Origin of the sequence: Cellulomonas composti, assembly GCF_007990245.1 — a bacterium.
In the GTDB taxonomy this organism is placed as follows: domain Bacteria; phylum Actinomycetota; class Actinomycetes; order Actinomycetales; family Cellulomonadaceae; genus Cellulomonas; species Cellulomonas composti.
Map to the genome: position 1 here is coordinate 17234 of NZ_BJWG01000003.1, position 12219 is coordinate 29452.

At 71.7% G+C, this 12219-nt stretch carries 4 protein-coding genes; all 4 read right to left on the reverse strand.

Features of this window, described 5'->3' with window-relative positions; all coding sequences use genetic code 11:
• Positions 1–153: 153 nt before the first annotated feature.
• Complete coding sequence (locus CCO02nite_RS04310; protein WP_246117342.1) at positions 154–7233, reverse strand: ExeM/NucH family extracellular endonuclease; 7080 nt, start codon at positions 7231–7233, stop codon at positions 154–156.
• A gap of 339 nt (positions 7234–7572) precedes the next feature.
• On the reverse strand, positions 7573–10140 hold the full coding sequence (gene pheT, locus CCO02nite_RS04315) for a phenylalanine--tRNA ligase subunit beta (protein ID WP_146841829.1): 2568 nt from the start codon (positions 10138–10140) through the stop codon (positions 7573–7575).
• Positions 10140–11228, reverse strand: coding sequence for a phenylalanine--tRNA ligase subunit alpha (pheS, locus tag CCO02nite_RS04320; RefSeq protein ID WP_146841830.1), 1089 nt, complete (start codon positions 11226–11228; stop codon positions 10140–10142). Before pheS ends, pheT begins: the two co-directional genes overlap by 1 nt.
• 310 nt (positions 11229–11538) lie before the next feature.
• A complete protein-coding gene (gene thpR / locus CCO02nite_RS04325) occupies positions 11539–12147 on the reverse strand; it encodes an RNA 2',3'-cyclic phosphodiesterase (RefSeq protein WP_146841831.1) in 609 nt (202 codons plus the stop codon).
• Positions 12148–12219: the final 72 nt, after the last annotated feature.

The following is a 12219-nucleotide window of genomic DNA, read 5'->3' on the forward strand; positions in this document are numbered from 1 at the left end:
TTCCTGCAGCACCGGCTTCCTGCAGCACCGGCTTCCTGCAGCACCTGCGCAGGTCCGACGAGCACAGGGCGGGCGCACGACGAGGGCGGCGCCCCGGGAATCTCACCCCGGGGCGCCGCCCTCGTCGTACCTGCGCCTGTCAGCGCGCTGCCGCTACCGGCGCACGGTGATCCGGTGCGACTGCGTCGATGCCTGGTAGCCGGCACTGCCGCCGTACGTCGCCACGACCGTGACCGAGGCCGTCAGTCGAGGCAGCGTGAAGGTCACCGCTCCGTTCTTCAGCGTGCCCGTGAGCGACGTGCCACCCACCTTGAGCGTGACCGAACCCGTCGGCGCGGGACCGCCAGGCGTCCCCTTGACCGTCACGGTCACCTTCGGCCTCGACCCGGACGGGACCGTCCAGCTCGAGGTCGTCAGCACCACCTTCGACGTCGCCTTGGTCACCTGGAGCGTGCCCGTGACCGACGAGGGTGCGGCCTCGGCCGAGCCCAGGTACTTGGCCCGCAGGCTGTGCGTCCCGACCGTCAGGGTCCGGGGCAGCGAGATCGTCACCTTCCCGACGTTCCCGACGGTCGTCAGCGTGCCGGTCCCGATGACCTTCGTGCCGTCCAGGATCTGCACCGAACCCGTCGCGGGCGCCGTCAGGCCCGTCACGGTCACGGCCGCCTTGACGGCGCTCCCGTAGACGGCGCTCGTCGGCGTGAGCTTGAGCGCCGTGATCGTCGTCGACTTGCCGATGCGTACCGTCGTCGAGTCGTGCGAGTCCGCCCAACCGGCCTCGGCTGCGACGAACGTCGCCGTGATCTCGTGCGAACCCGCAGCAAGCGCCACGTCGAGGCTCGCCACACCGAGCACGACCCGCTTGGTGCCGAGCCACCGGTCCCCGTCGGTGAACGTGACGGTCCCGACGACACCGAGCGGCCCGACGATCGCGCTGAGCCGTTGCGTCTCGCCCGAGACCCGGTCGCCGGTCACGCCGAGTGTCGTCGTGGTGGCGACCGGGCTGGCGACCACGATCGGCAGCGTGACCACGGTGCCTGACGGCGCCGCGACGAACGTCACCACATGGTCGCCCGGCGTCGTCGACTCGGGCAGCGTGAACTCGACGTGCGCCGCACCGCCGGTGACGACGGCCGTATCGACCGACTCGCCGTCGAGCAGCACGTCCAGCGACGTGTTCAGCGGCGAGCCGAGGCTCGTCAGGTCGAGCCGCGCGACGTCCGCCGCGAACGTGCGGCCGGCGAACAGCTCCGACGACACGTTGGTGACCTGCGCCGACTGCCGGGCGAAGTCGGGTGCGAGGTCGTCGTGCGCCGTCAGGTAGGCGATCCACGCGTCACGGTCGATCAGACCCGAGTCGCGCGTGTCGGTGCCCTCGGTGAACACCCGGAAGTTGTCGCCACCGGTCGCCAGGAACGAGAACGTCCCGACGCGGTAGTCGGCCGCCGGGTCGAGCGGCTCACCGTTCACCGTGACCGACGTGATCCGGCTTCCCTCGGGGAGCGTGGGGTCGTAGGTGTAGGTGACGTTGTCCGAAAGCCCCAGCTGCAGGTAGGGGCGCGACGGCACGTTGCCGTTGGCGTCGCGCTGCCACTGCTGCTCGAGCATCGTCGTGAACTGCTCGCCCGTGAGCGTCGTCGTCCAGAGGTTGTTCACGAACGGCAGCACGCTGTTGGCCTCCGCGTAGGTGACCACGCCGTCCTCACTCTCCAGACCCGACTTCGCGAACAGCAGCTCGGCGCGCAGACCGCCCGGGTTGACCACGCCGATCTCGGCGCCGCCCAGGTTCTCCGGGGCCAGCGAGTCCCGCAGCGAGTTCGCCACGAGATCACCGAGCGTCGACTCGTTGGCACGGTCGTCGCGCCCCGTCGTCGGCAGCGGACCCGAACCGACGTAGACACCGTTGACGTACGACCCGCCGGCGAACGCCGTCGTGATGTCCGCCGTGATCGAACCGACGGGCTCGTTCCCGACGACGGTCGCGTACTCGATCGCGTCATCGACGATCTCCTTGACCTCGGCCACCCGCGGGTAGGCCACGGTGAGCAGGTCGTCGGGAACGGCGGTGCGCGCGACGTTCGTCTCGGTGTGGGCGAGCACCTCGTCGGTGGCGGGGTCGTAGTCCAGGACCACACGACCGATGAACTCACCGTACGAACCGGTCTGCAGGACCGGACGCGTCTTGCCGTCCACCCCCGGAACCGGCGCCGACCACGCGTACTGCTTGTGCGTGTGGCCCGTGAAGATCACGTCCACCTCCGCCGAGGTGTCCTCGACGATCTCCGCGAACGCCCCACCCGCGGCCAGCTCGTCCTCCAGGGTCGAACCGTCCGGCGTCCCCGCACCGGCGCCCTCGTGGTACTCCGCCACGATCACGTCGGCCTCACCGTTGGCCTCCTCGCCGTCCGTGAGCTGGGCCGCGACCCGGTTCACCGCCTCGACGGGGTCACCGAAGTCGAGGTCCGCGATACCCGCGGGCGTGACGAGCGACGGCGTCTCCTCGGTGACCGCGCCGATCACCGCGACCGTCACGCCGTCCATGTCGAACGTCACGAACTCCGGCAGCACGGGCGTGGTGGTGCCCTTCTCGTACACGTTGGCGCCGAGGTAGTCCCACGCGGCGTTCTCGTCGCCCGCCGCACCGATCACCCGGTCCGTCAGATCACTGAACCCCTTGTCGAACTCGTGGTTACCCACCGCCGACGCGGACAGGTCCAACGCGTTCAGCACGTCGATCGTCGGCTGGTCCTGCTGCGTCGCCGACGCGAACAACGACGCACCGATGTTGTCACCAGCCGACAAGAACGCCACCGGACCAGGAGCCGCCGCACGCTGCTGCTCCACCGTCCCCGCGAACTTCACCGTGTTCCCATCGATCCGACCATGGAAGTCGTTGATGTTCAGGAACGTCAGGTCGACGGTCCCGTCGTCCACCGCGAGCGGGAGCGTCACCGTGGTGCCGCTCGGGCTCGCGACGAGGGTCAGCACGTGGTCGCCGACCTCCGTGTCCGACGGGATCGTCGAGGTGACGGTCGCGGCGCCGGCCGTGACCGCCGCCGAACCGATCGACTCGCCGTCGAGGCGCACGTCGAGCGCCGTGTTCAGCGGCGAGCCGAGGCTCGTCAGGTCGAGCTTGCCGACCGTGAGCGCGAGCGCGTCACCGGGCGAGACCGACGTCGCAGCGCCCGTGACGACGACACCCTGGCGGGCGAAGTCGGGGGCGATGTCCTCGTGGGCCTGCAGGTAGGCGATCCACGCGTCACGGTCGATCAGACCAGAGTCGCGCGTGTCGGTGCCCTCGGTGAACACCCGGAAGTTGTCGCCACCGGTCGCCAGGAACGAGAACGTCCCGATCCGGTAGTCCGCAGCCGGATCCAACGGCTCACCGTCGACCGTCACCGAGGTGATGTGGTGACCCTGCGCAGCGGCCGTGTCGTAGGTGTAGGTCACGTTGTCCGAGAGACCGAGCTGCAGGTAGGGCCGCGAAGGAACGTTCCCGTTCGCGTCGAGCTGCCACTGCTGCTCGAGCATCGTCGTGAGCTGAGCACCCGTCAGCGTCGTCGTCCACAGGTTGTTCACGAACGGCAGCACACCGTTCGCCTCCGCATAGGTGACGATCCCGTCCTCGGTCTCGGCACCCGACTTCGCGAACAGCAGCTCGGCCCGCAGACCACCCGGGTTCACCACACCGATCTGCGCACCACCCAGGTTCGACGGCGCCAACGTGTCCCGCAGCGAGTTCGCCACGAGGTCACCCAGCGTCGACTCGTTCGCCCGGTCGTCGCGCCCGGTCGTCGGGAGCGGGCCCGAGCCCTGGTACTTCCCGCCGACGTAGGAGCCACCGGTGAACGCCGTGGTGATGTCCCCCGTGATCGACCCGACCGGCTCGTTGCCGACCAGGTCCGCGTACGCGATCGCGTCATCCACGATGCCCTTGACCGTCGCCACCCGCGGGTAGGTCGAGACCAGGGTCGAGTCCGCGACGCTCGTGCGCGCCACGTTCGACTCCGTGTGCGCGAGCACCTCGTCGGACGACGGGTCGTAGGTCAGCACGACCTTGCCGATGAACTCACCGTACGAGCCGGTCTGCAGCACCGGACGCGTCTTGCCGTCCACACCCGGCACCGCCGCCGCCCACGCGTACTGCTTGTGCGTGTGCCCCGTGAAGATCACGTCCACCGCCGCCGAGGTGTCCTCGACGATCTCCGCGAACGCACCCCCCGCCGCCAGCTCGTCCTCCAACGTCGCACCATCAGGCGTGCCGGCACCGGCACCCTCGTGGTACTCCGCCACGATCACATCAGCCTCACCGTTCGCCTCGACCCCGTCCGTCAGGTCCGCGGCGACCGCGTTCACGGCCTCGACCGGGTCACCGAACGTGAGGTCCGCGATCCCGGCCGGGGTGACCAGCGAGGGGGTCTCCTCGGTCACGGCACCGATCACCGCGACGGTCACTCCGTCCATGTCGAACGTCGTGTACGCGGGGAGGGCCGGCTCGCCCGTGTCGGTGAAGGTCACGTTCGCGCCGAGGTAGGCCCAGTCGGCGTTCGGGTCGCTCTCGTCGCCGACGACGCGGTCCACCAGGTCGGCATAGCCCTTGTCGAACTCGTGGTTGCCCACGGCCGCGGCCTGCAGGTCCAACGCGTTCAGCACGTCGATCGTCGGCTGGTCCTGCTGCGTCGCCGACGCGAACAACGACGCACCGATGTTGTCACCAGCCGACAAGAACGCCACCGGACCAGGAGCCGCCGCACGCTGCTGCTCCACCGTCCCCGCGAACTTCACCGTGTTCCCGTCGATCCGACCATGGAAGTCGTTGATGTTCAGGAACGTCAGGTCGACCGGCTCCGCAGCCGCGGTCGCGCTGAGCCCCACGATCACCGGGTCGTGGTCGGACGAACGGTACGGGTCGGCGGCGTAGTAGAGCGCGCCGTGGTAGTTGTACCGGCTGTACTCGAGCGCGATGGACTCCTCGGCGTTGATCTCCCACACGTCCGCGCCCGTCGCGCGGCCGAGGGCGGCCTCGTTGAGCAGCACGTGGTCGAGCGAACCCGCGAGCCCGTCGAACGAGTACGAGTACTCGCCCGGCGCGAGGCTCTCGGTCGCGTCGGCGTAACCCGCGTCGTACAGGACCTCGAGCGGGTCCTCCTTCGTGTACGAGTTGAAGTCGCCCACGAGCGCGACGGACTCGACGTCGCCCTGGATCGTCGGCACCCAGTCGCGCAGCGCGGTCGCCTGCGCGACGCGCGACGCGTTCGACGCACCCTGCCCGTCGCCCGTGTCCGCGTCACCCGGCAGCGGACCCGCCGAGCCCTTCGACTTGAAGTGGTTCACGACGACGAGCAGCGGGTCGCCGTCGCCCACTGGCGCGAACGCCTGCGCGATCGGCTCACGCGCGTTGGAGAACGCCTCGTTGCCGCTCGAGAGGGTGCCCAGCGCGTGCGACTCGCCCTGCCGCACCACTGCGGCCGGCTGGTAGATGATCCCGTTGGTGATGACGTCCATCTCGCTCGCCGGCGGGAGCTCGCTCGACGACGGGACGAACGCCCACTTCGTCGTACCCGCGGCCGCGTTGAGGGCGCCGACGAGCGTGCCCAGCGCCTCGTCCGCGTCGTCGTCCACGACGAGCGAGTTCTCGATCTCGAGCAGGCCGACCACGTCAGCGTCGAGCGAGTTGATTGCCGCGACGATCTTGTCCTGCTGCCGCGTCAGGTCGGCCGAGTCCCACGCACCGCGCTGGTCGCAGCCCGTGTTGACGGTGACGCCGTCGCCCGCGCGGTCCTTGTAGGACGTGCAGCTCGGGTCGTCCGTGCCGAGGGTCGTGAAGTAGTTCAGGACGTTGAACGACGCGACCGTGACGTAGCCGCCGACCGCCCGCGGCGCGGGGGTCCGGTCGTTCTCGAAGGTCACGGGGCTCCCGGTGGTGCCGGTGACCGGGCCGGTCGGGTCGAGCTTCCACACGTTGTTCAGGAAGGTCACGATCACCGGGTGGTCGAACGTGACCGCCGCGCCGACGCGGACCGGGTTCGTCAGCGAGACGTACGACGGCACGAGCGACTGGTTCGCGGCGCTGAGGAAGTTGATGCTCAGGGCGTCGTCGAGCACGACGCCGCGGGCGAAGTTGTCGTCCTTGACCAGCTGGACCGCTTCGGTGTCCTGCGGGTCGGCGACCTCGGTCCACTGCAGCAGCGGCTCGTCACCGACTGCGAGGCCGACCTCGCCGTACTGGTTGGTCGAGTAGGTGTTCGACACCGTCATGTCGCCCGTGGGCAGCAGGAGCATCGACTCGATCGCCTCGCGGGCACTCGCCGTCGCGGGCCAGGCCCCGGTGAGCGGCGTCACCGTCTCCGTCGTGTCCAGCACCTCGAGGTCGCCGGCACCCGTGACCGTGAGCTCCGTGAGCCCGTTGAACTCGCTCACCTCTCCGGTCACCGTGACGTTGTCACCGATCTCGACCGACGCCGTCGTGCTCGGCGAGTAGACGAACACCGCGTCCGACGAGGTGCGTTCGCCGAGCGTCCCGCCCGTGCCGGCGGTCTGGATCACGTACCCGGCACGCTGCCCCGTGCCCGCGGGGTACGTCGCCGTGACGACACCCGTCGTCACGACCGTCTCATCGACGAGTGGCGAGTTGGTCCCCGTGCCCTGGATCTCCGCGATCGTCGCGGGAACCGGGTCGCCGGGCGGCTCCGGGGCGACGAGCCCGCCGGCCACCGGCGTCGGCTCCTGAGGCGTGAAGTCCACAGCGTTGTCCGCGGTGTTCGCGTGGTTCGTGCGCGAGACGGACTTGGTCACGGCCATCCCGGTCGCGGGCCCGGAGCCGGCGTACGACGAGGCGGTCGAGCCGAAGCCGACCAGGTCGATGACGCTCGGCTGCGTGGCGCAGTCGGTACCGCAGGTCAGCGCTGTCGTCGAGCTCACCAGCGCGACCTTGCCCGCCGAACCGCTCATGTTGACCGAGCCGTCGAAGTCGACGACGAACGAGACGCCGTTCGTCGACCCCGCGCCGCCGACCACGACCGACCCGCCCGCGGCGATCTGACCGCTCAGGTCGGTCTTGTTGGTCCAGGAGCTCCCCGCCGCGGATGCGTACTGAACGCTCCAACCCGCGAGCGAGACGGGGGAACCCCCCGGGTTGTAGAGCTCGACGAAGTCGCGGTTGTGCGACGCACCCGCGTTGCCCCCCGCGCCATAGACCTCATTGATGATCACCGGCGCGGTGGTCGAGACCACGGCTACCGACGGTGCCGCTGTCACCACCGTTCCTGCGAAGACGACGGCGAGGGCTGCGATGCCCCCGGTGATCGATCGGGCACCAGCAGGCACGAGGCTCTCCTTCGTCGGGGAACGCACGGACACGCGTGAGCGTCCGCGGGGGCACCACACGGCCGCGATCGGCAGCCACCGCTCACCTTGGCGAACTGTCCGTTTCGTCGCAACTACTGGGCAGTAACGATGCGGTGAACTCGTCCTATGTCGTGGTGAACGCCGCAGGTCATCGGGCTCCGAACCAGACAGCGAAGGCCCGGTATTCACCCGTTTGGATGAGTACCGGGCCTTCGTCCCAAAGTGTCAGGCGCGCAGCGTCGCCCCGAACCGGCGCGCGGCCTCGGCCACGACGGCCTCGCGGACCGCCGCGGTCTCGTCGGCCGTCAGCGTCCGGTCCGCAGCCCGCAGCCGCAGCGCGAACGCGAGCGAACGGTGGCCCGGGCCGACCTGCTCCCCCTCGTACACGTCGAACAGCCGCACGTCCTCGACCACGTCACCCGCCGTGCTCGCCGCGGCGCCCACGCGGACCGCCGCCAGCACGTCCGCCGCCGGCACGTCGGACGGCACGACGAGCGCGACGTCCTCCTTCGCCACGGGGAACGTCGAGATCGCCCGCGCCTGGTGGGCGTCGCGCGGCGCCGCGGCGAGCAGCGCGTCCAGGTCGAGGTCGAACGCGGCCGAACGCGGCGGCAGGTCGTGCGCCGCGACGACGTTCGGGTGCAGCTCACCGGCGTACCCGACGACGTGCCCGGCGACCGTCAGCCGCGCGGTCCGACCCGGGTGGAACGGCGCGCGCTCACGCTCCGCGGACACCTCTGCGTCGACGCCGACGACCCGCGCGACGAGCAGCGCCGCCGCGATCGCGTCGCGGTGGTCGGCCCGTCGACCGGGACCCCACACGCCGGCCGGCTCGAGCCGACCCGCCAGGAGCCCGGCGACGTGCCGCGGCTGCGGCGGGACCGCGGCCTCGATCGCCGCAAGCTCGTCCGGCGACGGCCGCACCGCCCCCGGCAGCGAGGGCGCCGGCGGCGCGTCCACGTTCGGCAACGTCACGAGCCCGACCTCGAACACGCACACGTCCGACGCGCCGCGGCCGACGTTGCGTCGCGCCGTGTCGAGCAGCGTCACGAGCAGGTCGGTGCGCATGAGCGGCTGGGCGTCCGACAACGGGTTCGCCAGGCGCACCGCCCGGCGCCGCTCGTCATCGTCGGGCAGCCCGAGCGCGTCGAGCTGGTCGGCTCCCACGAACGGATAGCTGAGCACCTCGACGAGCCCCGCGCCGACGAGCGCCTCGGCGGCCGCCCGCCGCGCGCGCTGCTCCCACGTGAGGCCCAGCCCCGCCGGGGCGGGCGGCACGATCGACGGGATCGCGTCGTAGCCGCGCAGCCGCGCGATCTCCTCCACCAGGTCGACCGGCACCGCGAGGTCCGGCCGCCACGACGGCGGCGTCACGACGACAGTGCCCGCCGCGCCGTCCTCGAGCGTGCAGCCGATCGCCGTGAGGACCTCGCGGACCTCGTCGTGCGCGTACGGCACGCCGACGAGCCGCGCGGGCAGGTCGAGGTCCAGCACGAAGGACGCGGGCGCGACCGTGCGGTCGACGTCGGTGAGCGCATCGTCGGGCACTCCCCCGCCGTACTCGACGAGCAGGTCGACCACCGCCTGCACGGCGACGCGCGGCAGCCGCGGGTCGACACCGCGCTCGTAGCGCTTGGCGGCCTCGCTCGGCAGCTTGTGCCGGCGGGCCGTGCGCGCCACGGTCACGGGGTCCCAGTGCGCCGCCTCGACCAGCACGTCCGTGGTCTGCGGGCCGACCTCCGAGTCGCCGCCACCCATCACGCCCGCGAGCCCGATGATGCGCGACGCGCGCGCGCCGGCCGGGCTGTCGGTGACCAGGAGGTCCTGCGGGTCGAGCGTGCGGACCTGGTCGTCGAGCGTGCGGATGCTCTCGCCGGGCACCGCGCGGCGCACGACGATCGGCTCGGCGACCCTGTCGAGGTCGTACGCGTGCAGCGGCTGCCCGAGGTCGAGCATCACGTAGTTCGTCGCGTCCACCGCGAGCGAGATCGCGCGCATGCCCGCCTGCTGCAGACGCCGCTGCAGCCACGCCGGCGACGGCACGTCCGCCCGCACCCCGCGCACGACCTGCGCGACGAACCGGTCGACGCCGGGCACGCCGTGGATCGGCGCCTCGTCGTCGAGCTCCACGCCGAAGCCCGCGGGGCGTTCGTCGGTCGGCTCCGGCAGTGCGGGGTCGGTGAACGCGGCACCCGTGGAGTGCGCGAACTCGCGTGCGACGCCGCGCATCGAGAAGCAGTAGCCGCGGTCGGGCGTGACGTTGATCTCGAGCACCTCGTCGCCGAGCCCGAGCAGCTCGAGCGCGTCGGTGCCCACCGGCGCGTCCAGGCCCAGGTCCGCGAGCACGATGATGCCCGCGTGGTCGTCGCCGAGCCCGAGCTCGCGCTGCGAGCAGATCATGCCGTCCGAGACGTGCCCGTACGTCTTGCGGGACGCGATCGGGAACGGCCCGGGCAGCACGGCACCGGGCAGCGCGACGACGACGTGGTCGCCCACGTCGAAGTTGTGCGCGCCGCACACGATCCCGCGCGGCCCGCGCGAGCCGTCCTCGCGGGTCTCGTTGTGCTCCTCGCCCACGTCGACACGGCACCAGTTGATCGTCTTGCCGTTCTTCTGCGGCTCGGGGGTGCGCTCGACGACGCGGCCGACGACGAGGGGGCCCGTCACGGCCGCGCCGTGGATCGCCTCCTCCTCGAGGCCGACGCGCACGAGGTCCGCGGCGAGCTGCTCGGCCGTGAGGCCCGCGGGCAGCTCGACGTGCTCGCCGAGCCAGGACAAGGGGACGCGAGGCATCAGATCACCGCCTGGAACTGGGTGGAGAAGCGCACGTCGCCCTCGACCATGTCGTGCATGAGACCGATGCCGTGCCGCAGCATCAGCGTGCGTTCGATGCCCATGCCGAACGCGAAGCCGGAGTACTCCTCGGGGTCCACGCCGCACGCGCGCAGCACGTTCGGGTTGACCATCCCGCAGCCGCCCCACTCGATCCAGCCGGGGCCGCCCTTCTTCTGCGGGAACCACAGGTCCATCTCGGCGGACGGCTCGGTGAACGGGAAGTACGACGGCCGCAGCCGGGTCCGGGCGTCAGGCCCGAACATCGCCTTCGCGAAGTGGTCGAGCGTGCCCTTGAGGTGCGCCATCGTCAGACCGCGGTCGATCGCGAGACCCTCGACCTGGTGGAAGACCGGCGTGTGCGTCGCGTCGAGCTCGTCGGTGCGGAACACCTTGCCGGGGCACGCGATGTAGACCGGGACCCCGCGCTCGAGGAGCGAGCGGGCCTGCACGGGGCTGGTGTGCGTGCGCAGCACCAGGTTGGACGGCTCGTCGGAACCGTCCGGCGACGCGACGTAGAACGTGTCCTGCATCTGCCGCGCCGGGTGGTCCACACCGAAGTTGAGCGCGTCGAAGTTGAACCACTCCGCCTCGAGCTCGGGGCCCTCCGCGATCTCCCAGCCCATCGCGACGAACACGTCCGCGACGCGCTCCTGCAGCGTCTGCAACGGGTGGCGGGCGCCGCGCGGGTGCCGGTCGACCGGGAGCGTCACGTCGAGCGTCTCCTCGACGAGCACGCGCGCGTCCCGTTCGGCCTCGAGCACGACCTGCCGCTCGGCGATCGCCCCGGTGATGGCGGCGCGTGCCTGTCCGACGAGGCGGCCGGCGGCACCCTTGTCCGCCGGGGCGAGGCCGCCGATCGCACGGTTGGCCAGCGCGAGCGCGCTGCGCTCGCCGGTGTGCGCGATCCGCGCGGACTTCAGCTCGTCCAGGTCACCGGCGCCGGCGATCTGGACGAGGGCCGCCTCGACCACAGCGGTGATGCCGGGCTCGTCGAGCGGGGACGGGTGCGACGGCGTCGCGCCGTCGGGGGCTGGGGTCTGCGACATCCGAACCTTCCGGGACTGGTCGTCGGCCCGCGACGCGCATGCGCCGCGGGACCGTGGCCGGCGGCGCGGGCGCGCGCCGACCAGCGGGCAAGTCTAGGGCGCCCGCTCCGGGACCGTCCGGGAGGTCCACCTGCGGGTCGTGCCGACCTGGCGGTCGGCTCAGACCCGCGGTCTGTGCTCACGTGTGCGCGTCAGCGCCGGCCCAGGACGGGCCGACGAAATCGGCGACCAGCCGCCGCGCGTCGAAGGATCACGCGCCCAGGATGGCATGCGTCCGCGCGGCGCGTCGACCGAGTTCCGACGCGGCCGCTCAGCGACCCAGCACCACGCGTTCGATCGGCAGGTACAGGGGGCCGCCCCCGCGGCCCGCGCCCGGACGGGACTCGACGAGCACCACCTCCTCGACGAGCCACGACGGCCCCTCGTACACCGCGAGCGCCCGTACGAGACCGGCCACCGGATCCTCGTCGGGCCCGGGCCGTGACGACCGACGCCGCGGCGGCGCCGAGCCCGGCCGTGAGCGTCCGACGGTCAGGTGCGCGCGCTCACGCTCGCGACGGTCGTCGGGCGCGCCGACCGCAGCCCCGGCCTCGGCGCACGCCTCGACGACACGGCGGTGCGGCTCGAGGTCACCGCCCGCGCCGACCCACAGCGTCCGGTGGGCGAACACCCCGGAGCCTCGCAGCGTGAGCCGGTACGGCTCGAGGTCGACGATCGCCTCGGCCAGCGTCGTCGCGATCGTCGGGACCGCGCCGTCCGGGACCTCGCCGTAGAACGCCGTCGTCAGGTGCCACGTCTCGCGTGCGGACCAGCGCACGGCCGACGACGTGCCCGCGGGACCTCCGCGCACCGAGGCGAGTGCAAGGTCGAGGTGGTCCAGGACGTCGTCGGGGGGCCACACGGCCGCGAACACGCGCATTCGACCAGCCTCCCAGAGCGGACCGACATGCGTGCGCGCAGCGGGCCACTCGGCGGTGGACGACGCAGCGGT

Excerpts from the sequence above, each read along its gene's own strand:
- pheS (WP_146841830.1), bottom strand. The coding sequence starts at position 11,228 with ATGTCGCAGACCCCAGCCCCCGACGGCGCGACGCCGTCGCACCCGTCC.
- pheT (WP_146841829.1), bottom strand. The coding sequence starts at position 10,140 with ATGCCTCGCGTCCCCTTGTCCTGGCTCGGCGAGCACGTCGAGCTGCCC.
- thpR (WP_146841831.1), bottom strand. The coding sequence starts at position 12,147 with ATGCGCGTGTTCGCGGCCGTGTGGCCCCCCGACGACGTCCTGGACCAC.